Here is a 23899-nt window from a genome sequence, read left to right as displayed (position 1 = left end):
TCGTTGGATGGCGCAGTGAATGTCCCGTGTTGTGCGGACCAGATTCCGGAGACGGTGATCGTAACGGCGTTGCGTGCGAGTTGCGGTGGCCATCACTCGATCATGACCAACCCCACCGGTCGAGCAACCGGGCTGATGGAAATCGCCGCCTCGATTCGACTAGAATGGCGAGAACTCGCGCAGAAAACTCCAGAAGGTCGTGACACACAGCACGGCACGATCCGCAACCAGTGAGCTATCGACAAGAGCTAGTTTGCCGAGTTGGGTGAATTTCCAGGGATACTATCCCGGGTGGATGGCTATCAAATCCGTTGCCGCTTCTCTCTTCCTATTACCTGGCACGGATAAATGGACGATGCCCTTGTCGGCTTCGAGCGACTCAATTCGCACGTCGAACTTCTTTGCCTTATCGAGCAGTGACTGCCGCACGAAGGCGGTCGCAGGAGTCAAACAGGCCACGACGAGTGCTGCCAGAATCAAGGCGACAAAGGCGTGCAGTCGTAACGCCAGCACACCGCCGACGACGATCGCTAGGCCAATCAACAGCACAATCACGGCGCTCATCGTTCCCACCTACGCTAGCGACAAAAATAAACGAGCCCCAGAGCCCCAAACACGATCAAGATCACCAGTAGCGCATCAGGCTCGATGAGGCGGGTTCGCTTCTCCACTTGATACAACTGGCCCATCACGGCCACCTGCGTCGCAAGTAATGTCGCGACGCAGGTGATGGCATGATTCGGGGAGACGGCGGAAAACAGCGAGCCGGGTTGTATTACTTCTAGCGGCGCCAAGAGAAGCATGTTGAAGGCGTTACTGCCGAACACATTGCCAATCGCCAAATCGTGCGCACCCATCCGTAGGGCGGCCAACGATGCCACAAGTTCCGGCAACGAAGTGCTAAAGGCCACCAGAGTCGTACCGACGAAGGTGCCTCCCAGGCCGCTCTCGGTGGCTAAAGCATCGGCGGCGTGCGCAAGAAACGGACCTGCGATCAAGATAACGCCGGCACAGGCGACAAATCCAGCCACGGCATTCCCCAGAGATAGGTTGGCTCCCACTTCATGCGGTTTGGCACCTTCGTCCACCGCTGTGCGATGGGCAATCCGCTGATCCAAATAGACGAGCCGGACACCCAGGATATATGCCACAACGATCGCGATAATGACGGGGCTGAGTCCCATCATTGCATAGGGGCTGATCCATTTAGACGTCAACAATCCTAGGGCCACTAGACAAATCAATGAGGCACTCACTGAACCGGAGAGTGCGTGCGCCGCAGCCTGCTTGCTCAACATTCGGCCGTTGGAATGATGCGACAAATCCAGGATCGCGAGAATCAATAGATTCATTAAACAGCTACCAATCAGATCCCCCACGGCCAGATCGACAGCACCCATCCGGACCGCAGAAATATCGACCGTCAGTTCCGGTAACGAGGTCGCACCCGCCAGCAGCACACTGCCGACGAGCAATCTTCCCAGGCCTGTTAGTTCAGCAATTGCATCGGCAAACTTCGAGAGAAAAGTACCTGCGACAACAATCACAGCGGCACAGACCAAAAATTGCAGTATCGGCACGAGCACGACTGAACTCCCATTGCGCGGCGACTTAAAATCTTAAGGCCGCCCTAATGTGGTGTGTTGTACGGGCAGCGTTGCCAAGCATATCAGCTTTCCAACTCGTTTTTGGCGGCCTAAGTTCACGCGAGCAATCTCGTTTGGAACGGCAGACCGACGAGTCCGCGCGTGTTTTGAATCCGCGGACCGAGTACCTCGACGCTTTACTGCAGCAGAGCCTGTCAACCGGGTGCCTGAGCCGGCGATGATCCGGAGGATCGCAGAGCTACATGCTTCTCGCCAGTTGCCGAAGTGAACGCTGCAGCCAACGGATAGCTCCTCTCATCCATCGATTTCGCGTTGTAACCGGGAATCTTGCTTGTCGAATGATGCCCTATGCACCTTCGTGGTTGTTGGACCCATGCGCAGCTGCCTACAAGGGTTTCGATGTCTATCGTTTTCGGCGGGATTTGACTTCAGCTGTGTCGCTGATAGTCATTGTCAGTCGGCGTGGCTACACTGCGGCCATGCGAACCCTCTCCCTGGTCATAACAATTGCGCTGTTTTACTTAGCGATCTGGTTTACTCCGGTCACAGCCGCTGAGTATCCCAATCGCACCATCGTTGTCATCTGCCCGTGGGCAGCTGGTGGCGGAACCGATCGCGTAGCCCGCTTTCTCGCCGACCAGTTGCAACGCGAACTCGGCCTCCCCGTCGTAGTGCAAAATCAAACAGGCGGAAGCGGTGCCAGCGGTCATGCGGCTGGAGCCCGCGCCCGACCTGACGGCTACACCATCACTATGGGCACGTTCGAATTGAGCACCATGCGCGCGATGGGAATCTCGGACCTGACCTATCGTGACTTTCAGCCGCTGATGCAGGTCAATGCCGACCCCGCCGCAATCCTTGTTCGCAGCGATGCATCCTGGCAGTCACTGGCGGATTTGCTCAGCGAGCTTCGTACGCGCTCGGGGAAAGTGAAGATGTCCGGCACGTCCGCAGGCGGGGCGTGGGATCTGGCTCGGGCAGGACTTTTTTTGCATGCCAAACTTCCGATCGATTCGGTCGTGTGGGTGCCGTCGCAAGGCTCGGCTCCGTCGCTTGTCGAGCTATTGGGCGGCCATGTTGATGCCGTTTGCTGCAGCATCCCCGAAGCCCAGTCGCAATTGGATTCAGGGCAAATTCGCGTGTTACATGTGATGACCCGCCAGTCCCCCATGGATGGTGCCTCATGGGAAGCAGTCGGCTGGCGAGGGTTATTCCTGCCCCTGGGGACACCAGACGATGTCCGCGCGAAATTGCTCTCAACGATATATCGGATTGTACGTTCGCCAGCCTATGCGGAGTTCATGGCAACCAACGGCTTTGGGATTGCAATTCGATCTGGCGATGACTTCACTGCTTTCCTTGAAGAACAAGAACAACGCTGGCAACCTGTGGTTACAGCAGCAGGATACGCACCCGTCGGTGGCCGGCCGCGTGTCGTCACCACGAGCGATCCGGGGCCTTGGTTCTTTCCTGCCGCGCTCGCCGGATGTCTCGTCGTCGGCTGTGGAATAGTGATTGGCCGCCACGTCTGGCCACAGAATCGATCGCAACCTTCCGGAGATGTCGCCGCGCCGCTGCGTTCCTGGCGAGGTTTTTGGTGCGAGCCCGGTCAAGTTAGCATTGTCCTCATGTTGGGCTGGCTGGTGATTTATCTAGTGGCTATGCCTTGGCTAGGTTTTTTTGTTAGCACGCAAATCTTTGCATCGACTCTCATGGTCCGCCTCGGCCAACCTTGGTGGCGAGCCGTGTTGCTGGCAGCTGCCATGCTCCTGGCTGTGTATGCACTTTTTGTTTGGCAGTTCCGCGTGGTGTTGCCGACCAGCCCGTGGTGGAATCTTTAACGCCGCTCGTGAATCTCCTCATCATGGCCGACGACCTCGTACGAATCCTGCATCCCACCGTGCTCATCTACTGGATGTTGGGTATGGCCTTCGGCATATTCGTAGGCGCCACTCCGGGGCTGACCGCGACGATGGGAGTAGCCCTGGTGGTGCCCATCAGTTTCTATTTGCCACCAGACGCTGGCTTGGCGATGATCCTGGGTGTGAGTTTCACCGCGATCTTTGCAGGGGACATTCCGGCGACGTACTTGCGGATTCCAGGCACCCCTGCCTCTGCCGTGGCCACCCTCGACAGTTACGCCCTCGCCCGGACTGGCCGAGCGAACTTTGCATTGATACTCAACCTGTGGTGCTCGGCGATCGGCGGACTGATTGGTGTGTCGCTCTTAATGCTAGTCGCTCCGCGTCTGGCGCAAGCGGCGCTGCATTTTAGTAGCTTTGAGTACTTTTGGCTGGGCGTGCTGGGCCTCAGCCTGAGTGCGGTTGTCAGCGTCGGCTCAACGTTTCGCGGCATCCTCGCAGCGATGCTCGGCATGCTTTTGGCCACTATCGGCCTGGACATAGTCAGTGGCACGGCCCGCTTTACTTTGGGGAACACCTATCTTTCCGGCGGCCTGGGGTTTATTCCGGCGATGATTGGCTTGTTCGGACTATCTGAGGTGCTGCGCAGCGTGAGCGCCGGCCGCGAGATGTCTGCGCCTGCAGCAATAGGCGGCGACAAGACTTCGGTGAGCGAGGTCGCCGGCGCCATCTGGAACAATAAAGGCACTGTCGTGCGATCATCACTCTTGGGAACACTCGTGGGCGCATTGCCAGGCGCTGGTGCCGACATCGCCGCCTGGGTCGCTTACGGTTTGGCCCAGCGCATCTCTCGCGATCCGCAAAAGTTCGGCCTGGGTTCGGAAGAAGGGGTAATCGCGCCAACGAGCGCCAACAACGCAGCCGTCGGAGGAGCTTGGATTCCGGCCCTGGTCTTGGGCATTCCGGGCGACTCGGTGACTGCAATCGTGCTGGGCGCGCTCCTCGTATACAACATCAAGCCTGGTCCGCTGATATTCACTCAAAATGGCGACCAGATGCAGTCGCTCTTTCTCATCGCGCTGGTGACACAGGTGTTACTGATCCCTTGTGGTTATGCTGGTATCCGCGCATTCGGCTGGATCCTGCGGTTACCGCGAAGCGTCGTGCTTACCGGTGTCGTCGTCTTCTCGGTGCTTGGTGCCTATGCACTGCGGAGCAGCTTGTTCGACGTCTGGCTAATGTTGGCGTTCGGCCTGCTGGGCTTTTGGTTGGAATCGCGGCGAGTGCCGCTTGCCCCGCTGATCCTGGGAATGATTCTCGGGCCGATGGTCGAGGAAAACCTCCGCGTGGGGCTCATCAAGTCGAGCGGCGATTGGGCCCCGTTCTTTACGCGGCCAATCAGTGCGGCCCTGTTTGGCTTGCTCGTCGTGACGCTCGCTCTACCTGCACTGATCCGACTTTTCCGATTCGCAAATCGACAAAACGTCGCAGGCTAAAAATATTCAGGTCTTGTCGCGACGAATGGAATCCGGCCAATCCAATAATCGAAGTTTGTCGAGCATCCGAGATCTGCCCGGCATCTGTCGCGATTCTGATTGGCATCGTAACCTAATTTTTGTGGTGGCTCATTCTTCTTGCACTGCGAGTCGATTACGCACGCTCTTGTCGACGACCGCCGCGAGGCTCAAGCGGTTATCCCCAGCCCTTTGTAGTTTACTTCTCGGCCTTTCGTTTTGACCGGTTGTTCTTGGCTTTCGCAGCGGCCAGGACGCGTGAGGTCGCGAAGTGCGGTTGATCTTTTGGGCATTCGCGTTTGGGGACTGGCTTCTTCTTGCCGCGGGGGTGCTTCTTCAGCTTGCGCATACTAACGTGCTCTACTAAACGCAGGAGTTCGGCGGCGATTGCCTGCGGTGTTTTGTCGGCGTAGCGAGTCGGCAGGCTATTGAGGCGGTTGTAAACTGCCTTCACGCCAACCGAGATTTCTTGCTCCATCAACTGATAGCTGGCATGCACCGAGTTGCGGACGCGGCACACCACCAAGCTGAGTAAAGCCACGACTGTCGAGAACAGCAACTTCCGGGACTTGCGGCGACCTGCGTGCTGGCTGAAAACTTCATCCACAAATGTTGGTGGCAGTGCGTTTTCGAGCGTCGCCCGCACCATCATCGCCTCGGGATACTTCACGCATAAACGATCGAACGCTTCCTGACGCAGCACAGGACCCCTCCTTGAAAGAGCAACCGGCGACTCCTCGCCGAACTCTCATCCTACGCACCGCGTAAGCGAAAGGATCAACTACAAAGGGCTGGACCAAAACGTTCGTCGTCGCCCATATTTGAGGCATTGAAGTCCAGCGAAGACAGCGCGGGAATGTCGTTCAGGATGTCGGCGGATTCCCAGCAGAAGTCGTCGTCTCCTAACTCGCCGAATAAGTGGTCATCAGCGCAGTAGTGAGTGATCGCGGCCAGCGACGAGCCGTTGCTGGGAGGGAATGACCCTTTCGGCTGGGAAGGTTATCTGTCTTGCTCGTCGGACAACAGGTAACCTACTCGCGAAAGTTCGAACCCACTTCCTACGAACAGGCGACCTGGTCCACCATTCAACAGTCGCTTCGTCGCCGCGCGCTGCAGGCCATGCCGCAGGAAAAATCGCTCGCCATCATTCGGTCGCCGGGATGGACCTGGAAACCGAACTTCTATCAAAATGCTGCAAACTGGTAAGACCCGCCGCTACCCGTTTGAGCGCACGTATTCACCCTTCAGCTGAAGTTGTGCTAGGCTCCCCCTTCCACGTACCCTCTCACCGACCTGACGAGTACCCTGCATGTCCCCTCTACATCCCCTCCTGATTCTCGCTCTTGGCATCGCTGTGGTGATTGGTTTGATCACCGTCGTGCGGATGAACGCCTTCATCGCCCTGATCACGGCGGCGATTGTCGTCAGTTTGCTGTCGCCGGGCGAAACGCCTCTGAAGATCAAGCGTGTCGCTGAAGCTTTCGGCACGAACTGCGGCAATATCGGGATTGTAATTGCGCTCGCCGCGATCATCGGCAAGTGCATGATGGACAGCGGGGCGGCCGACCGGATCGTTCGCACTTTCCTCTGGCTGCTCGGCAAAGAGAAAGCGTCGTTTGCGCTCATGGGGAGCGGCTTTGTGCTGGCGATTCCCGTGTTTTTCGACACGGTGTTTTACTTGCTCGTGCCGCTCGCCAGATCGCTCTACCGGCAGACGGGAAAGAACTACCTGCTGTATCTGCTGGCAATCGCCGCGGGGGGCGCGATCACGCACACGCTTGTACCGCCGACACCGGGCCCGCTGCTGATGGCGGAAAACCTCAAGGTAGACATTGGCACCATGATCATGGTGGGGACGCTTATCGCGTTTCCGTCCGCACTCGTGGGAATCCTCTTCGCCACCATCGCCGACCGAGTCGCGCCGATCGCCATGCGCCAAATCGGCAGCGAGCCCGATCCCGAGCCGCTCCCCGATTCGCAGTTGCCCTCGCTGGCCGTCGCGATTTTGCCGGTGATCCTCCCGGTGCTGCTGATCTCCGCCGATACGATTGCCACCACCATTTCCAAAATGGCGGCCACGGGACCTTTCTGGGAACGGGCCGTTCTCCTGGCCAAGGCAGCGACACCTTATACGGCCATCATCGGCAATGCCAACCTGGCGCTATTGATTGCTACCGCGATCGCGCTGCTGCTCGTCGTCATTCAGCGGAAGCCGAGCCTGAATCAATTGGCCCATATCGTCGAAGTCTCGCTGATGAGCGGCGGCACGATTATTTTGATCACGGCGGCCGGCGGCGCGTTCGGCGCCATGCTCCGCGAAGCCCAGATTGGCCCAGCTATCAAAAATCTGATGGGGGGCCAAGAATCAGCCATGTCCGGCATCCTCTACTTATTCCTGGGATACCTGATCGCCGTCATCATGAAAGTAGCGCAGGGTTCCAGCACCGTCGCCATGATCACTGCCTCCGGAATGATCGCGGCCATGCTCTCGCCCGCGGGGAGTGAGCCGGTCGCGTTTCAAACCATTCTGGGTTTTCATCCAGTCTATTTGGCGACGGCCATCGGGAGCGGAACCCTCGTCGGTTCGTGGATGAACGACAGCGGATTCTGGATCTTCGCCAAAATGGGCGGCCTCACGGAAGTTGAAACACTCCGCTCCTGGACTCCGTTGCTTGCGGTGCTGGGGATCACCGGATTCGTGGTTACCCTCATTTGCATGATCATCATGCCGCTCTCTTAATGGCGCAATTAGCCATTCGCCGCGAATAAAATGAGGCCTCGATATCCGAATGCCTATGCCGATAGAAATCCCGGCAAGAGCACCGACTGACCAACTCCAGGCCTGGGCGGCGCGCTCGTCCGCTTTGGAGCGAAGAGAACGAGTGCAACCGAAGTACCGCCAACCGGGCCAGCGTTCCGGTCGGCACATGTCGGTACTCATCGGCCGTGACCATGTCCCGGATCGCCTGGACTTCCTGCTGCGTGAGTCGCTGCGGCGAACTGCGCGGACACGACGCTTGGTCGGCCAGGCTGCAACGCGTCTCGTTGCTCCAGGCGTGGTACCTGGTGTGAGACAAGCCCACCATGCGGAGCACGGCACGCACGGTGAAATGCGATCGGGAGCGGTCAATGGCTCTCAGCAGCCGTGTCTTAGCGGTGCCTTCCGGCAACCGCACTCCGGCCAACGAAAAGTCCGCGACTTTGAGCAGCAGCGGTGGCGAGAACTCGCGCAGAAAACTCCCAAATGTTGTGGTTCTCAGCACTGCAAAATGAAAGCGTTCAACTTGAAGCCGAATTCACTTCGAAACTTCAAACGCTGACCGAGAACGAAGCCCACGAGGCATACGGCTGGTACATGGGCGATGAGAGCAACCTCAAGGAGGAGTTCCCAGCCTTGTGCAATAGTTCGACACTTGTCGCGATCTATTCCTTCTTAGAGCACCATCTGGCAATCATCTGTGAACAGGTCCGGCAGAGCCAGAATCTAAAATTGAGTGTTCAAGACGTGGCCGGCAAGGGCATCGATCAGTCGCGCACCTATCTCACGAAAGTGCTTGGTTTCAACGACCCCGCCGATCAGTCCGTAGCGATTCCGATCTTGTCTTCCTTGCCGAGAGCTCGGATGAGTGCGATCAGAGCGCCACTGCTGGGTTGCCTAGTTTCGAAACGCGTTTCATCTGCCATGTGAATGAACACGACGCCCGTGTGAAACATTGTGCAGGATTTCACACCGCCTTTTTCAAACAACTCTTTAGCCTTGTCCCACGACAGACGTCGGACGGTATTTGTGATGGAGAGAGCCATCAGAAGTGCATCGGACAATTGCCCCGGACCATTCACGTTGCAAGACATATTGACGCCGCGATTGGGATAGGAAACCGCGAGCGTGTTATCGGATGCCAGAGTGAGTTGGATCAATTCGTCGCTGACGTACTGCTCTCGCGACCATTGGTGCTTGCCCGCCTTCAACTTCATCGCTAACGACTCGAACGCAACCTGACCGGGAGCAAGTCGAGAACCGAAGGGTGGCATGACCCAGTAGGCAATTTTGAATTTATCCGGCCCGGTGATCAGCCCGCCGACCTCGCCATTGGGACTGAGCAACGGTTCGTGCTGAAAACCGGAAGGCAGAAACAGCCCGTTCATCTCGGCCCGCATCTGGTCCGTTGTCGGGGGGGGCGGAGGCACATACATCGCGGCCGGCTTCCTTGGCACATCCAATTTCGGCGGCGGCGCATCTTGCCCGGAGGACAAACCGCCCAAGATGCCGAATAGGACGATCACAAGACGCGCGAAGGTAGTTGACACCGTTGTTCCTGTTATAGGCGAATAAAGGGCGAGGGGCATTATTAACTGACTTTCAGCAACGCCGCCGATCAGTGCAAATCCAATTACTCGAATGTTGTCCAACTGAACTTTCGAATCGATTTGATGTCAATTGCTTTTGTGGTCGAGTAGCCAAAGCAACTGTCTCCATTGACGACGAAGAGAAGGCTCATCTCGCCTTCGAGACCGCCGCTAGTCACGGCAGAACCTGTTGCGGGAACAGCCACACTTTTGGGGTCTTCGTATTTTTTAACTTTCTCTAACGCCTCGATTCCCCTTTTGATAGTACGAAAACGGGGGTCGTCGGCGTAGTTCTTCGTCGCTTTCGTTGTAACCGAAAACGGACTTCCGAGCTCGTGTACTGTCCATTCGATTTGCTCGCCACTTTTGAAAACCTGACGAAGGACAACAAACGAAGTTGACTCAACCTGGACGACTTCCAACTCGGCTTCTTCAGCAGTCAGGGAAGTCGTGAAAGCGCCTGCAAAGCAACAGAACATCGCAATCATGGCCAAGGCATAGATTGCCACTCGGCGGCAGAGGCTGCCGTTTGTACGATTCGAATTCATAACGTTTCCATTCTCAATAGATTAAGTAGGCTTGCGGGTGCCAACTGCAATTCGCGCAGGAATGAAAGTCATTCCCCTCTAAAAATGCTCAACTGGCTGATGCGTACGAAGAACTGTTGAATAACGATCGACTTTCTCCGCAGAGCGATTGCGGAGAAAGTCAATTCTGGCGATCAAATCGGGTCTACGGTGTAACCGGCGCAACGCGTCCGCCACCGATGCCTCGCGTAGCGTCGTTGTCGAGCATGATCTGGCCGACGTTGACGTGAGAATGCCCGGTCTTGATCCAGCGAACCGAAGTCGGCCCGAAGTGTTCATCAAGTTGCGGCATCTGCCAAATGCCTTTACGATCTTGAAATTTATCTTCGTCGACTTTGATATCGTCGAGCCGTGTCAATACGTCTCCGGGTTGGAACTTCTCAACGGTGCCATCGCTCATCTGCATGCGGAGGTCGCGTAGTGGCGAATCGCGATCAAGCGAGATGGCCCGGGCGCCCCAAAACACGAATGATTGACCGTTTTGTCGGCCGCCGATCGTGATGCGCATGTACTGACACAGAAACTCGCCACCTAACGTATCCGAACGATACGTGCCTCCCAATTTCTTGATGCCTTTCGACTGCGGTGGATTGGCGTTTCCTACTCCGTCAACGAGCGGTAGAGCCTGAGCAGATTGAAATTCAGTGGCTTCTACGGGTTCTGGATTATCGTCGTTCGCATTCTGAGCAAAGGTCGTCGATGGGCTCAGCGCAAACATCACGACGCTGAGTAGCGACGCGTAACCAACGGGGAAAACAGACTTAACCATCGAGGCAATCTCCAAAATAAGGCAGGTAAATTGGACGGATTCTTCAGAGTATTCGTTACAACTCGAGCCGATACCGATACCGATAGCATAGCTTTCAATACTGCGCTATGGGCGACTACTTTGGCCTGATAAACCACCGAGGTCGGCCCCTTAAATCGGAGTGACATCAGTTTCTTCCCAAACTTGGTTATCTTCGGCTTTTGCCATCGATGACGGCGTCGACGACGACCTGTTCGGCATGCTAATTCGGTGATGACACCGGCGACTCGTCCAGCGCCACGGAATGACGCGCAACCGCGGCATTTTTCGGTGGCACAAACCTCGCTGCTTTTGGCCCCCAGGAACGGAGCTAGCAGCAACGAATTGCAGCGGGCTGATCGATGGAAGATTACTCACGTTGCAGTTCCGCCATGGGATATCAGCCCAAAAAAGGCCGGGCTATTCTGTTCTGGCCATAAGCCGGTCAAAGGTCTGGCCGATGCTGTCGCACCTGATGATTTTGAACGGATTGAACGGCGATTTCCACAGCCGGAGCAATCGAAGTGCGGAAGCCGTTTAGTCGAACCAGCAACCATGCAGATCTGCTGTAGCAATGTGTAGTTAATTCGACTGAGTTCAACACGATCCCCTCTTGAATCGGCGATAGCTCGCTTCTCGGCTATTTCTTGCACAAAGCGACCCCCGATACGCGTTTGGTGCTACTTGTCATCGGCCAAAATCACGATCACGTTGGGCCGGTCAGCAGCCCGCGACCTAACGGTAAACGTCGGGAGGCAAAGTAGGGCGATCAGAGCGAGGAGAGACTTGAGTTTGAACATGTGGCACTCGTTTCGGGTGCTGCAATGCTGGCTTGGATGTTGGCGGAGAGCATTCTACTCCTCGGTATTGATGGCGGGGACAGTGCCGGCAATGTTCGCTCCAATCCCCTGCTAACAGAGGCAAGGGCGAAGTGTACAGTAGGCTTCGCAGCGACTTACCTACCCACCGGCGACCCCGTCAATTCTTCGATCTCGCGGTCACGTCGGTCGGTCTCTTTGCCCACCCCATCCAGACCTCGCCGCAGACTGCCGGCCTTGGTGTTGGGGTCGTTTCGGAGCCAGCTAATGGCAACGGCAATACCGGCCAAACCCACAATCAGCACGCCGGCTGCGAGTACTACTGCACCGTCTCGCAAAGTGAATTTGAACATGGCTGCCTGCCCCGTTTGGATAGTCTTCTGCATACCTGTTGAGCGACCGTATAACGTAACTCTTGCCAGTGCGGTCTATGAGGTTATTTGCCGTTCGTCCCCGGCGCTTGGCTGGCATGAAGTGGCATTGAAAACCGGCTTGTCTGCCGACCTATAGGCACGAATCCACTCGTCCGAGGCCCATTCAAAACCGCAATTCAATGGCACCTGCCTGCCATGCGGGCAGGCGACCAATTCGATTTTCCCAAATGCCTAGTGCCCTGGTCACAGCCACACTTTCGAGGCCCGCAAACCCATTCGGAAGGTTAACCTCCACAACTCCGAATCGGGCGATTCTGATGAGTGCAGCGGTTGCCAATTTGCTCAGATCAACCAGAGCTGGACCACTGACCTCCGACGCCAATACCGAGCAACAACCTCGAATCAGCGACGACCTCCACTACTGCCCTCAAGCCTTCGTTTCGCCCACCTAACTCGCCCCACAAGCGGCATTTTAGATCAGTTTTAAGCGAGCGTTGTACCGATCAAATGAGGCTTTCAAGTGGCGACCAGGGGACGCTCTGAGGCGGCTCAGCCTTACCGAATCGACACATGCAGCTCACGTTGGCGACGACTTCTGTACACCCCGCTGCCCCGACCGGCATGCCTTAAAGGCCCTCGGCGGTCCAAGCGGTTGGACGACTCGAAAGATCACGGTCGTCCTGGCTGTGGAGGTGGGTTCGAAATGAGCTCCGGGTGCTTCGCCGGGTCGGGTAACTCACGCCCCGTCGCAGGCTTCTCCTTCACAGGCAACCAGTTGCCGCGCCCGCTCAGTGAACGCGGCGTCCACTGCAGCCAGCCCCAGGGCGTACTGATGAAAGCTTTCGCGTCCTTCGGATCGAGCAGCTCCTTGCCGCTGTGACTTAAGAATCCCTGCATATAGCCTTTGTGTGGACCTTCCTCCAGCACGATGTAACGGTAGTCCCAAGGGCCGGACTTGTAGCTGGCGTTCTTAGTCAGATCCAACTTGTCGACCTTCACCTCATCTGCAGACTTCTCCGCTGCGAACAGGACACCACTGATGGCGATAAGCAAAACCGAGAATGCCGTTTGTCCGAATTTCATATTTAACCTCGTTTTCTCGCCACTCGACAATCGACTGCTGCCACGTCCAGACGGTATTCGATCGAGTTGGCTTTGTCTATCTTTCGTCCGATTGCCCTTAGCTTCCGCCTCGCATGAAAAAACCTCCCAGATATGCTCCAGGAGGTCTTGTTGCATTTGCAGAGTAGAGCGAACTTACTCGTGGGTACTAATTCCACAGCCGAGCGTTGCCGCGGAAGTCGGTCAACTTCAGGCCTGATTGGCCGCGAGCTTGGGTGAACGTGACTTGGAACGTTCCTTCGTCGCCCAGCTGCAGCATGCCGGTGTTGCGATTGTATTGGCAAGCTTGCGGCGGGCTGACGGCCACCACTCGGCCATTCTGCAGCGTGGTGACCGTGCAGGTGAGTTGGTTGAAACCAGCCCGATCAATCTTGTAGACCAGTATCTGACCGACCTGAGCTTCATGCCAAAAGCTGCCCGCGAGTTGCGTAGTGCTGGGCGAAGGGATAACGACTGGGGCCGGAGGAAACGGGCTGGGAGCAGGCCCCGGCGGCGGACCTTGACTGAAGACTTCGACTACCACTTCATAAATGCCCAGGTCACCCAGGGTCGGATCCTGATGTTGCACCGCAAAGGTTTGTGGCCCGCGGCCGGCGAGATCAGCAGTAACCGTCAGGGGTTCGAAATAGTCGTCGCCACCGCGGCCGATGTTGGCCAGTCCTTGATCGTCTTCGACAACCTGAATGAAGGCTTCACTGGTGAAGTTAATCGTTTCGTTGTAGTTGTTCCGGGTGCCGACGCGAAGACGGGTGCCGAGCAGAGGGTTCGCATTTCAGCCGACAATGAGAGCGCTGCACTTACGCTTGCGAAGCAACGCGGAATCTATCCTTACAAGTTAGAACGCGATCTGGCAGCAGAACAGGATGAGTTCGAACGCATTCTGGAAGCAGAGGCTGAAGAACAGAAGAGAATTGAGGAGGCGGAAGCGAGAAGTCGTGTTGAAGCGATAAAGAACCGTTTGCAAAGTCGGCTTCGAGAGGGGCACTCTGTGTTTCTTTACGATACGGTTTACCTTCCTGTCGATTCGGAGCTCTTGGGCGAGCAGATGAATATCGGCTTCGATATCCCCGGCGTCCGAAAGCTTGGCTTACTGGGCTGGGAGGTTGTCCAGGTCGTTCCACGGACAGTAGGTATAGGGCTTGAGAACATTTGCGGCCCTCGGTTCATGCGGCGTACCAGGCGATGGAAGGGACGCTGCAGGTATCCTCACGATCAAACCCGACGATTTTGTGTCGCCGATTCAGCCTGCCTGCTGGCCGCTCCATCCTGGTCAGAAAGGCGATAACCCAATAAAATGACCGCGAACCATCTGCCTTTTGCTAAAGTCCTGCTTGATTAGCGTGAACAGAGAAGTGGTCACTGCGGATGTATACAACCCATGGAATTGTCGTAGTAACCCTAATCGCTGCTGGACTTGTCCTGGTTAATGTTCTGCTCCACTACGAAGTGCTCAATATGCTTTCAACAGTTCTAGGCAGACTGGCCTGGGTTGGTCGGCCCCGCATCGCGTTGCTGATATGTGCGTTACTGGTGGTACACATTGTCGAGATATGGATTTTTGCCGGCGGCATCATGTTGGCCGAATGGCATGGTGGACTCGGCGACCTGAAAGGCGACCACAGTCAAGGAGTGTTGGATTACGTGTACTACTCCTCCATGACCTATACGACGGTCGGGTACGGTGACCTTTTTCCAACTGGCCCGCTGCGGTTTATTGCCGCAATGGAAGCTCTGCTTGGCCTTATGCTTATTACTTGGTCGGCATCTTTTACTTATCTAGAAATGCAGCGTTTTTGGCGGGATCGTTAGCTTGTTCCAGGGGACGCGTTCTGCTCCCTTAATGCAAACCTGTTTGACATATTGCTAGCCATTCCGTGCGAGATCTTGCCGTGCTGAGAACCACGACATTTGGGACTTTTCGCGCGAGTTCTCGCCATCGCTGGATCAAAATGCGATGGAAAAGCGACTTAGCGACTCCTCCGGTCGGCAACCACAATCGGGAGAATGGCCAGCACGACAAAGCTGCCCCTCTCAGTACTCGAACCTGCGAACCGGCGGTTAACAGCCCCGGATCCCACATGCTAAAGAAAAGCTTTATCGGCCCCGGCCGCCTGGCGAGCGACCGGGGCCAACTGATTCTTAACTGTTAGCCTGGCCACTTACGACAGGGATCGCGAAACGGGCAGCCACCACAAGCCAGTGGTGACGGTGCAGGATAAGAGTGCTCAGAAGCTGTCTGAAAATCAAGCGTTTGCCTTCCGTTTGCCTGCTCTGCGGAGCATCAGCCGGATCATGCTGACGTAGATCATGGCTTCGCTGGTCTCTGGCAATTCTTCGTAGTCGCGGCTGTGGCGGCGATATTGGCTCAGCCAGGCGAAGGTACGTTCGACGATCCAGCGTTTGGGGAGAAGTTGAAAGCCCGCCGTGGCGGTTCGCTTGACGATTTCCAAGTTCCAGCGGACCGAGTCCCAAAACCAGTCGACCAACTGGCCGGCGTAGCCGCCGTCGGCGAACACGGTTCGCAAGCGAGGAAGCGTGCATTTCATTTGCTCGATCAGCAGCTTCGCGCCGTCGCGATCTTGAATGTCGGCTGGATGCACGAGAGCGGTAAGCACCAGTCCCTGCGTGTCGACCATCAAGTGCCGCTTGCGACCGCAGATCTTCTTGCCAGCGTCATAGCCGCGAGCCCCTTCTTTGCGGTCGTTTTCGCCGACTGGCTATCCATGATGCCGACCGAAGGCTCGGCCTTGCGACCCTGCGCTTTGCGCTCCAGGCGACGCAATGCATCGTTCACCCGCTGCCAGGTGCCATCGATGCGCCACAGGCGAAAGTAGTGATAGAACGATTGCCACTTGCCAAATTCCTTCGGTAAAGCTCGCCACTGACAACCTTCTTTGTTCACGTAGAAGATGCCGTCCAGGATTCGCCGCCAACCGATCTCCAGCTTGCGGCCGCGCGGCTTTGGAGCTGGCAGCAACCGCTCAACCACCTGCCATTCCGCATCACTCAATTCACTCGGATAGACGGCGTCCATGCCTCGCGCTCCTCGATAAAACTGTTCAAGATCAACCCGTACCATTCCTCTCCAACAACTGAACTGGCCACAGAATAACATCTCACGCTATGCTGCGAAAATAGCATTTTCAGACAGCTTCTCAGAGTTGATCGCATTCCAAACTCGTTCGACAACGCGCTTCATGCGATCGACTGGCGCCCGCTGCACCGCGACCGAGTGCTGCTCGATGGCGACAGTCTTTGAGCTTCGTGTCTTACTTTCGGACTGACTTCAGCCTCCTCCGTGGTGCTAAGGCAGAGCCAAATCCGATCACAAATCGTTGTGAACTGAATCATGCCGTCAACAAAACTCCAACAGGCTTTTGCAGCGTTACTCGCAGAGAAAGGACTTGAAGTCCCACCCTTGCGTCCGGACTTCGCGAGTTCTGAGTTTGCAGATGAGTATCGGGAAGCGATGCGACAGGAAGGTCTAGGGGAGTCTGAAGTCGAAGAGTCGATCAAGTTATTCGCTGAGGGGAGCAGCGGACATGGCTTCGAGAAGTTGCTCTACGACCTTTCCGTCGAAGTCGAGAATGACATAAGGGCATGCGGCTGCACTCTTGATGAAGAGGTTTTCGCTGCAGAGTTTCCAACAGGCGACCTGAACGCTCAAATCCTGCCTCGTAATGGCGGTTTTCTGGTGCTTGTCAACACTGGCTTGATAATGACGACTTTTCTTATCCTGAAGACATTTGCACGTTCGCTTACGTTTCGACGTGAAGATACTCCGCCACCACCATTCGACGACGAAGCCGTAACACGGACCGTGAATGAACTATTGCCAATCATCCAGGCATATCACTTCGGTGGCGATGTTAGATTGGCCAAACGCAAAGAGGTACTCACCGGCCATGGAGTGACTGTCTTGAGCCGCCTACTTTGGCAAACCGAGAAGTTCGTACTTGCTCACGAATATGCTCACTTGCTCGCCGGACACGTAGGATCCCAACGAGTTGCTCAGTTCAATACCCCTGCTGGTAATCTTGAATTTGTGGTACTTGATCACCAGCAAGAGTATGACGCGGACTTGCAAGCATTGACAATTCTCATGGCTTCGGCGAACTGGGCCCAGCCAAACAGCGATGCAAAATACAGAATCGCCGGGCCGTTTGTTCTGCTGTGCGTTAATGACATGCTATCGCGTGTTGGTGATGCTATGTACTTCAAGCCGATTGGATACTCACCGACGCACCCCACCGACGCCAATCGCCTAGAGCATCTCCGAGTACATGTCTTCCGCAAGTATGGGCAAGACCTGTACGAGTACGCCGACCTTTGTACGCAATGGATAAGGCAGTACACCAATTTTATCGTAACGAAGTACCAAGAGGGACAGATTTTCGATCCTGAAATCTACGCTGGTCTCTATCGCAACATGATCGCAGCAAAGGCGTCGGCCATCAGCAGTGAGGAGCTGGATAGAATTGAGATTGATATTGGGAAAGTGCGAAGCCGTTGGATCACTTGGCGAGGAGTCGATGACCTGCACGAAGCAGCGTTTCGACATCTCCAAGAGCCACCCGGTCAGTGACGCTAGTCTCTAACCGCATGGCGAAAATGGTGGGTCGCTCGCCTTTAGTTCTTTCAGCTTCACTCGTTCAGCGACGACTGACGAGAGCAACTGAAGTCGGGAGAACCCAGCAGTCGATCGGTGCAGCAGATAGTGCTGCTCGCCCGCTTGCCCCAGCTCCAGTCGCAGCGTGTGGCCGTCCGGGTAGTGGAAGTCTCGCACAGCGGCCGGCTTTGGGTCTGTAAGGTGCTGAGAACCACAACATTGGGGAGTTTTCTGCGCGAGTTCTCGCCACTTGGGGTGCGGGAGGCCAAAAGAGGTCCGAGTCCGGGCAAGAGAATCGCGGCTACACTCCTCGGAACGACGGCTGGTCCGATGGCGTTAGCACCTTTCAAGCCGTTCGCGCGCACCGTCACCTTCGTACATGCGGGTGGTTTCGGGCAGCGGCAGTGGAGGACTCAGCGGCAGTTTATGGATCTTCCAACGAGCAGCCTCCAACTTAGCGTTGGGTTGACGATGACTGGGGATTATCCCCCAGTTGCTGCAGGAATTGGGTTCCACGCCTGTAATGGTACATGGTATGACAACTACCAGAGTCCCTGCTTATGGCGAAGAGTCTGTGGCGCGAAATACCCCGGTCGAGCTCATCAGTCTCAAACCTTCCCGGAGTTCGAGAACCTGCTTGACCTCAGCCGCTGGCCTAGTCAACAACCCGAAGGGATATTCGCAGTGACGGCCGACGAGCTTCGCCATCTCGTGTTTTTTGCCGTAAGTCCTATGGTACACAACGCTGAGACCAGGGGAAGCAGTCTCAACGCATTTCTCCACAAAATTCAAGGGTACAAAGGCCAGTACCCGGGCCTCCACCTTCCACCCGGCTGTAGTCGGCTCCAGTACGGTTACCCCAATCGCGAGATTTGAACTCGGGTTAACAGCTTCGAGAACGATTCGAAAGCCGTCTGTGAAGATGGGCTGTTAACCAAACCATCGTGAGAAGTTTCAGCGTCGCGAGGTCGTCGAATTCCGCTAACCGAAACTCGCGTGTGATCGAGTTAGGTTTGAGATGGCCGACGGTCCCGGCGGGGTGCAAAAAAGAACGCACTCCCACCATTCGCTGCGTCAAACCCAGTGTAATTCGATGGTCAACGTATTTCAGTCGCTGTTGCTCGTGATTGCCGGCGCCACGCAGAAAGAGCTCGCCCGCCAGGTGAAATACCTGAAGGTCGAGAACCAGATTCTGCGGTCGAAGTTGCCCAAACGCATCACGGTGATGCTGAAGGAACGGAACCACCTGGACAAGTTCGCTCTAAGTGCGTTCGGACACATCAGTCGTGAGATTTGAACTCGAGTTAATAGCGTGTAGAGAATGATTTTCGCCATTGCTGTGATGAGGGGCCTAACCGGGCTGTCGAAAGAAGATGCACACTAACCCACGGTACGACTTACTTGGTGGGCGCGGGCTTAGCCTGAGCCGGGTCATTCCAGACGACTTTACAGTTGGGAAGAACTGCCTGGAATCGCGCAACTTCGGCTGCGGTTACTGGGGTGTTGCCAATCTCAAGAACTTTGAGATTCGCGCAGGTATCGAGCGGAGCCAAGTCCCTGACTTTCGTCAAATGCAGCGTAACGTGTTCGAGCGGCATTCCTTTCAGGTAACTCAGGTCGTTAATCGAGGTGTGGTTCGCACTCAACATCGTTAGTTTGCTCCCCTGGATTGGCTCCAAATCTCGAATCCACCAACAGTTGTTGATTGCCAGTGTTTGCAATGGCATTCCCTGCAACGGCGCAAGACTCTTAACTGGGTTCGAGGCTAGTGTGACGCTGGTGAGCGACATTCCCGAGAGCGGACTCAAGTCCGCCACACGATTGTAACGGCAGTCAAATTTCACCAACTTCATCCCCGCGAGCGGTGTAATATCTGCGAGTTTCCCAGCCAGAACCGGGTACTCCATGCCTTCGCAGCGCAGGTGCGTCAAACCAGCAAGCGCTCGAACCGCTGCAATGTCGCTGACTTCCAGTGTCGAGAACTGCAAGCCCGTCACTACATTGTCCGTGATCGTTGGCTTGACCGCCCCATCAAACCCTGGATTCAGTTCGACGAGTTTCTTCTTTACCTCTTCGACCTGCTCTTTCGCCGGCAAAGCGGCGACCTCTTTCATCCACTGCTGAAACGCAGGATCGTTGACATCGGTGAGCGTTGGAGACTGGGTAGCGGAGACCGGAACGGGCTTGCTCGACGCTGCGAATATGACTGTGAAGCCATTTCGAATGGCACAGTCGGGGCGGGCAGCATGAAGCTGTTCGAAGCCCGCTTTCGTTACCTTTGTATCCCAGAAGCTAAAGGTTTTGACTGCCTTCAAGTTTGCTATTTCAGGAATGATCTCGTCCGTATACTGCACTCCGGCAACATTCAATTCTTGAAGTTTCGTAAGCTGCTTCAAGTACGACAATTCGCCGACCGGAAACTGCTTCCTAGGCAACGCAAGATAGGTCAGGCCCGGCAATTGTTCACCAATCACCTTTAGCAATCCCTCCGAAAGACAGGGGAATTTACCGTCGTAAAAAGTCAAGCTTTGTAGTCCAGGAAGCTTGCCCAAAGCTGCGATACCCTGATCTGTCATGGCCGTGTTATTTGAGAACATGATCTGCCGCAGTTTCGGAGCCGCCACAACCAGACTGTTAAGGCTCTCATCGCCAAGCGGACCTGCAGTTGACAACACCTCAAGCTTTAAAAGTCGCGACAACAACTTTACGTCTTCTGGCCGTAGCGAGGTCGTGTTCATCGACAGCAACGCTAGATCAGGATGGCTTTCTGTCAGATCTTTAAGGAGCGAGGTATTCCATTCAATACTATTACTATAAAAGCGAATGATCCGTGGAAACCGCTTCAAGGCGCGAATTCCATCAGCGGTCACACGAGTATCAATTAGTGACAGCTCAGACAGATTAGGCAAGTCTTTTATCGAGTTGAGTTCCGCGTCCGTGATTGGCTGCTGGTTGAAGGTCAGATACTGAATTGTGGCGAGACCGGATAGGTGTTTCAGTTGCCGAAAATCAACTTTTGCCCCCTGAAAGGAAAGGCCCTTTAGTCGGTAGGATGTTGCTGGCTTGCTGCTATCGGGCCTGGGCGATGCACTGCCACCCGAACGAATCACCCACTCCGCAATTTGGCGGCCACGCTCGCCTGGATCACTGGGGACTTCGCCCGAACCCGGCTCGGAAGAGAGCAGGTAGTCCGGGTTTACAGGGGTTTGTGGACCTATGTGGAGCAAATCTTGAGAAACGAGCAGGTCCGGGCGAAGCGTGGCAAGGCGTTGATTGTTCGGTAGATCGATGGGCGTCTTGAACGTCACCGCTGCAAGCTGCTGCGAAGCACGCAGCTTCGAAAATATGGGGTGCGAAGGAGGGACTTGCACGCCACTCGCAAATCGAATGGCCGTTAAGTTCGGCAGCAGCAGCGCATCGTTGAGGGCCACTTCCGTCGCCGGCAAGTTGATAATCTCGCTGATCTTATCGCGGGATTTCCACTTGGCAAATTCGACCCGAACCCTGCTGGAGTGTGGGAGAATAATTTGCGACAGATTGGTTAAGCCGGAAAGCGTCTCTTGCATCTGTTGAGAAATCGGACCGTCGAGATGGATACTCAATAGATCCTTTAGCTTGGCGATTTCCGCGCACAGCCGATCGTCCCCCTCACGCCACGATGGGAGCCTTAGTTTGTAGACGACGATGCCTGGGCGGTCCGGCCAAGGATACGATTGCGCATAGAGTGAGCCCATCCCGTCACGCGCATAGAGTTCTACACCTTGCTGAGCAAGCGTCTGGACTGCCTTGCGGTATTCGGGACTACGATACAACTCAGGCGATTGCTCATCCTTTAATGCGATGAGTTGGCAATTCAGGGCTTTCTGCAGTTTGTCCGCAGCAGCCGCAGTCACCGCACTGCCCGACAGATGGACTTCGGTTAACGTGGAACACTTTTGTAGCTCCAAAAGCCCTTCATCTGTTGTGCCACAGTTATCAAGGACCAGGCGACAGAGCCGCGGTAGCTTCGCAATTGCCGCAAGGCCGGAGGTTTCTCCTGCAATTTTCGTGTTCGTGAGTTCCAGACTCCAGAGAAACTTTGGCTTGGACGCGGCCAGACGCGTTAAACCAGTGTCCGTAACCCCCGTGATGTTTAAAAGGCTCAGCCGTTCCAATCGTGGCAGGTTTCCTAGTCGTTCAACAAAGTTGTCGCTAAGCGTTGTGCTCTCAATAAACACCGAATGAAGCTGGCTCAGCTCGGTGATCGCCAAGGGGCCGCCTGCTTCAGAGACACAATTGGTCAAAATCAAAGTTCGAAGTGATTTCACTTCTTGCAGAGAACGGAAAGTCTCTGGAGAAACCTGGCAGTTAGCAAGGTGCAATGCGGCCAGGTCGTGAAGACGCGCCAACTGCTGCGCATCATCGACCTGAAAACTTGACTTGTTCTTCCACCTGATCTGATAGACCGAGAAATCATCCTGGGGAAGTTTCTCCACCGCATCGACATCGACGTAACTGTTCATGTCGAAGACCGAGATCACGCGGACCCATCCGACTGTGGCAATTGCCCATTCTGCAACTTCGCGTTCAGTTTTGTAGTCGATCCGTGCAATTGGCGTGCTGAGATTTGCACTTCCTGGCGGTAGTGCCTGGTTGGCACCTTGGCTCGGGTTCGCACCTTGGCTGGGATTGGTTGCCGGTGGTGCGTCTGGCTTCACTGCGGGTGGTGCGTCTGGCGTTACTGTCGCTGTGGCTCCCTCTGGCACTTTAATCCTGGCAATCTCGTTCCCGTCTTTGTCTTTGATGATCACCCACACGCCGAGGGCAGCGAGGAGCAGGGAGGCGAAGCCGGCAGCGATTAGCAGGGTGCGCGTCGGAACTCGTGTTGAGCCAGATTTTGTGGCGGAGGCAGCAGTGGATGGCGAAGAAGGGGTGAGGCGGCCGGAGATGGTGTCGGTGCTGACGGCTGAGGCGCTGCCGGAGATGGTGCCGGCGAGTGAGGTGTTGGGATTCGGCTGATTGTGAACCGTGCGTTCAGAGAGCAAGCTGGCACCGGGGGGAAGCGTTGGAGCAACCACGCTCTTGCCAGACGCATTGTCGGCGACCGTGTTGTAATCGACGCTCGCGCTGGAACCAGCGGCGCTGAGTGACGATGACGAATTGGCAGTGAGGGCAGCGAGCGGCAAGGCAGCCAAGGCGGTTTCGACTTCCGCCATCGTTTGAAATCGATCGGCCGGTTTCTTCGCGACCATCCGTTCGAAAAGATTCACCAGTTCCGCAGGTGCATCCGCACGGCGAGCACTGAGCGACGGGATAGGCTGCTGCTGATGGGCCATCAGTTTTTGGACGAGAGTATCTCCATCGAACATGTTTTCGCCAGTCAGCAACCGATAGAGCGTGCAGCCGAGGCTGTAGATATCGGCGCGGGCATCGGCGCGGCGCGTGTCGAGTGCCTGCTCGGGGGCCATGTAGTCGACTGTGCCCATCACTTCGCCCGATTGGGTCAGCCCAGCCTGGACGCTGGTGTTGTCGATCCGGGCCAGGCCCATATCGAGAATTTTCAAGGTGCCCTTCTTATCGAGCAGCAGGTTCGCCGGCTTGATGTCGCGATGAACCACGCCTTCGCCGTGGGCATACGCCAACCCGCGCGCCGCTTGCAAGATCAGGTTCACAGCCCGCGCGAGCGGTAGTGGTCCCTCGTTCATAACGACGGACGCCAGATCGCTCCCCGCGACATATTCCATTACGAGAAAGTGGGTACTGCCGGCAACGTCGGCGTCGTAAGCGGTGGCGATATTCGGGTGAGTCAGCTTGGCCGCGACTTTCACTTCCTGCTGAAAGCGTTTGAGGACTTCTGGGGTTTTGGTAACTGCCGGCGACAGAATCTTCAGGGCGACCACGCGTTCCATGCGGCGATGCTCGGCCTTGAGGACCATGCCCATGCCGCCCTGGCCCAACTTATCGAGGACGACATAGTTGCCGAGGATGAGCGACTTCCCTTTGCCCTGATAGGATTGCTGGGCTTGATAGGCCGTCAGCTTTTTGGCGCGGACGAGTTCGCGGGCTAACTGCTCAGCATCTTGAGGCTGTTTCGTACCAGGTAGCGATGCGACGAATTCACGTACTTCGTCTTCGGAGAGGAGGCCACTCTCCGCCACGCGTGAAACGAACTGTTCGAGAGCAATGGCCATGAAAATCCCCTTAGGAGGGGATTGTAGTTGGCTAAGGGGGAGGCAGCAAGCAAATGGGCCCTCGGATGTGAGTGAAGTCAGCCATCCGTGGCAATATTGAGT

Annotated in this window: 19 protein-coding genes; 8 read left to right on the top strand and 11 right to left on the bottom strand. The window is 55.9% G+C overall.

What is annotated here, in order from left to right:
- Positions 1 to 282 precede the first annotated feature (282 nt).
- Positions 283 to 564, bottom strand: coding sequence for a hypothetical protein (locus tag ETAA8_RS21690; protein WP_145093203.1), 282 nt, complete (start codon positions 562 to 564; stop codon positions 283 to 285).
- A 14-nt stretch (positions 565 to 578) separates the two neighbouring features.
- The gene (locus ETAA8_RS21685; RefSeq protein WP_145093201.1) at positions 579 to 1586 is read right to left on the bottom strand and encodes a sodium:calcium antiporter; all 1008 of its coding nucleotides are present in this window, start codon (positions 1584 to 1586) and stop codon (positions 579 to 581) included.
- A 500-nt stretch (positions 1587 to 2086) separates the two neighbouring features.
- On the opposite strand from ETAA8_RS21685, the gene ETAA8_RS21680 reads away from it, so the two are divergent.
- Together ETAA8_RS21680 and ETAA8_RS21675 are read left to right on the top strand one after the other, a co-directional pair.
- Positions 2087 to 3448: a tripartite tricarboxylate transporter substrate-binding protein gene (locus tag ETAA8_RS21680; protein WP_202921172.1), complete on the top strand. Its 1362-nt coding sequence runs from the start codon at positions 2087 to 2089 to the stop codon at positions 3446 to 3448.
- Entirely contained in the window at positions 3436 to 4965 is a 1530-nt protein-coding gene (locus ETAA8_RS21675) for a tripartite tricarboxylate transporter permease (protein WP_202921171.1), read from the top strand. Before ETAA8_RS21680 ends, ETAA8_RS21675 begins: the two co-directional genes overlap by 13 nt.
- Before the next feature lie 217 nt (positions 4966 to 5182).
- Here the strand turns inward: ETAA8_RS21675 and ETAA8_RS21670 are convergent, their stop codons facing one another.
- Positions 5183 to 5686 carry a hypothetical protein gene (locus tag ETAA8_RS21670; RefSeq protein ID WP_145093195.1) on the bottom strand — a complete coding sequence of 168 codons (504 nt, stop codon included), beginning with the start codon at positions 5684 to 5686 and terminating at the stop codon, positions 5183 to 5185.
- 305 nt (positions 5687 to 5991) lie between these two features.
- Here ETAA8_RS21670 and ETAA8_RS21665 point away from each other — a divergent pair, with 305 nt between their 5' ends.
- Together ETAA8_RS21665 and ETAA8_RS21660 are read left to right on the top strand one after the other, a co-directional pair.
- Entirely contained in the window at positions 5992 to 6189 is a 198-nt protein-coding gene (locus tag ETAA8_RS21665; RefSeq protein ID WP_145093192.1) for a hypothetical protein, read from the top strand.
- A gap of 103 nt (positions 6190 to 6292) precedes the next feature.
- Positions 6293 to 7723 carry a GntP family permease gene (locus ETAA8_RS21660; protein ID WP_145093189.1) on the top strand — a complete coding sequence of 477 codons (1431 nt, stop codon included), beginning with the start codon at positions 6293 to 6295 and terminating at the stop codon, positions 7721 to 7723.
- A gap of 836 nt (positions 7724 to 8559) precedes the next feature.
- Here the strand turns inward: ETAA8_RS21660 and ETAA8_RS21655 are convergent.
- The 6 genes from ETAA8_RS21655 to ETAA8_RS21630 form a co-directional block, all read right to left on the bottom strand.
- The gene (locus ETAA8_RS21655) at positions 8560 to 9291 is read right to left on the bottom strand and encodes a hypothetical protein (protein ID WP_145093186.1); all 732 of its coding nucleotides are present in this window, start codon (positions 9289 to 9291) and stop codon (positions 8560 to 8562) included.
- Positions 9292 to 9374: 83 nt separating this feature from the next.
- On the bottom strand, positions 9375 to 9878 hold the full coding sequence (locus ETAA8_RS21650) for a hypothetical protein (RefSeq protein ID WP_145093183.1): 504 nt from the start codon (positions 9876 to 9878) through the stop codon (positions 9375 to 9377).
- Positions 9879 to 10062: 184 nt separating this feature from the next.
- The gene (locus tag ETAA8_RS21645; RefSeq protein ID WP_145093180.1) at positions 10063 to 10686 is read right to left on the bottom strand and encodes a PB1 domain-containing protein; all 624 of its coding nucleotides are present in this window, start codon (positions 10684 to 10686) and stop codon (positions 10063 to 10065) included.
- Positions 10687 to 11659: 973 nt separating this feature from the next.
- On the bottom strand, positions 11660 to 11875 hold the full coding sequence (locus tag ETAA8_RS21640; protein WP_145093177.1) for a hypothetical protein: 216 nt from the start codon (positions 11873 to 11875) through the stop codon (positions 11660 to 11662).
- 690 nt (positions 11876 to 12565) lie between these two features.
- Positions 12566 to 12979 carry a hypothetical protein gene (locus tag ETAA8_RS21635; protein ID WP_145093174.1) on the bottom strand — a complete coding sequence of 138 codons (414 nt, stop codon included), beginning with the start codon at positions 12977 to 12979 and terminating at the stop codon, positions 12566 to 12568.
- Positions 12980 to 13166: 187 nt separating this feature from the next.
- Positions 13167 to 13586 (bottom strand): hypothetical protein, encoded by a 420-nt coding sequence (locus ETAA8_RS21630; RefSeq protein ID WP_145093171.1) that lies wholly within the window; start codon positions 13584 to 13586, stop codon positions 13167 to 13169.
- Between ETAA8_RS21630 and ETAA8_RS21625 the strand changes: the two genes are divergently transcribed.
- A complete protein-coding gene (locus ETAA8_RS21625; RefSeq protein WP_145093168.1) occupies positions 13578 to 14303 on the top strand; it encodes a hypothetical protein in 726 nt (241 codons plus the stop codon). The genes ETAA8_RS21630 and ETAA8_RS21625 overlap by 9 nt on opposite strands.
- A gap of 80 nt (positions 14304 to 14383) precedes the next feature.
- Positions 14384 to 14827, top strand: coding sequence for a potassium channel family protein (locus tag ETAA8_RS21620; RefSeq protein WP_145093164.1), 444 nt, complete (start codon positions 14384 to 14386; stop codon positions 14825 to 14827).
- A gap of 434 nt (positions 14828 to 15261) precedes the next feature.
- On the opposite strand, the gene ETAA8_RS21615 is transcribed toward ETAA8_RS21620, so the two are convergent.
- A protein-coding gene (locus tag ETAA8_RS21615) for an IS5 family transposase (protein ID WP_202921170.1) occupies positions 15262 to 16052 on the bottom strand; the annotation gives its coding sequence in 2 pieces (ribosomal slippage) (positions 15262 to 15704 and positions 15704 to 16052; 792 coding nt in all).
- 315 nt (positions 16053 to 16367) lie between these two features.
- Between ETAA8_RS21615 and ETAA8_RS21610 the strand changes: the two genes are divergently transcribed.
- Both ETAA8_RS21610 and ETAA8_RS21605 read left to right on the top strand, forming a co-directional pair.
- Positions 16368 to 17603, top strand: a complete 1236-nt coding sequence (locus ETAA8_RS21610; RefSeq protein ID WP_145093161.1) for a M48 family metalloprotease — start codon at positions 16368 to 16370, stop codon at positions 17601 to 17603.
- Positions 17604 to 18720: 1117 nt separating this feature from the next.
- Positions 18721 to 18924 carry a hypothetical protein gene (locus tag ETAA8_RS21605; protein ID WP_145093158.1) on the top strand — a complete coding sequence of 68 codons (204 nt, stop codon included), beginning with the start codon at positions 18721 to 18723 and terminating at the stop codon, positions 18922 to 18924.
- 100 nt (positions 18925 to 19024) lie between these two features.
- On the opposite strand, the gene ETAA8_RS21600 is transcribed toward ETAA8_RS21605, so the two are convergent.
- Entirely contained in the window at positions 19025 to 23797 is a 4773-nt protein-coding gene (locus ETAA8_RS21600; protein WP_202921169.1) for a serine/threonine-protein kinase, read from the bottom strand.
- Positions 23798 to 23899: the final 102 nt, after the last annotated feature.

This window comes from Anatilimnocola aggregata, assembly GCF_007747655.1.
Classification (GTDB): Bacteria; Planctomycetota; Planctomycetia; order Pirellulales; family Pirellulaceae; genus Anatilimnocola; species Anatilimnocola aggregata.
This window is presented reverse-complemented; position numbering and strand designations above follow the sequence as displayed.

Bases quoted from the DNA above. Each gene is read 5' to 3' on its own strand.
- ETAA8_RS21600 (WP_202921169.1), bottom strand. From the start codon at position 23,797: ATGGCCATTGCTCTCGAACAGTTCGTTTCACGCGTGGCGGAGAGTGGC.
- ETAA8_RS21635 (WP_145093174.1), bottom strand. From the start codon at position 12,979: ATGAAATTCGGACAAACGGCATTCTCGGTTTTGCTTATCGCCATCAGT.
- ETAA8_RS21605 (WP_145093158.1), top strand. From the start codon at position 18,721: ATGGTCAACGTATTTCAGTCGCTGTTGCTCGTGATTGCCGGCGCCACG.
- ETAA8_RS21650 (WP_145093183.1), bottom strand. From the start codon at position 9,878: ATGAATTCGAATCGTACAAACGGCAGCCTCTGCCGCCGAGTGGCAATC.
- ETAA8_RS21625 (WP_145093168.1), top strand. From the start codon at position 13,578: ATGTTGCACCGCAAAGGTTTGTGGCCCGCGGCCGGCGAGATCAGCAGT.
- ETAA8_RS21610 (WP_145093161.1), top strand. From the start codon at position 16,368: ATGCCGTCAACAAAACTCCAACAGGCTTTTGCAGCGTTACTCGCAGAG.
- ETAA8_RS21645 (WP_145093180.1), bottom strand. From the start codon at position 10,686: ATGGTTAAGTCTGTTTTCCCCGTTGGTTACGCGTCGCTACTCAGCGTC.
- ETAA8_RS21660 (WP_145093189.1), top strand. From the start codon at position 6,293: ATGTCCCCTCTACATCCCCTCCTGATTCTCGCTCTTGGCATCGCTGTG.
- ETAA8_RS21690 (WP_145093203.1), bottom strand. From the start codon at position 564: ATGAGCGCCGTGATTGTGCTGTTGATTGGCCTAGCGATCGTCGTCGGC.
- ETAA8_RS21640 (WP_145093177.1), bottom strand. From the start codon at position 11,875: ATGTTCAAATTCACTTTGCGAGACGGTGCAGTAGTACTCGCAGCCGGC.
- ETAA8_RS21620 (WP_145093164.1), top strand. From the start codon at position 14,384: ATGTATACAACCCATGGAATTGTCGTAGTAACCCTAATCGCTGCTGGA.
- ETAA8_RS21680 (WP_202921172.1), top strand. From the start codon at position 2,087: ATGCGAACCCTCTCCCTGGTCATAACAATTGCGCTGTTTTACTTAGCG.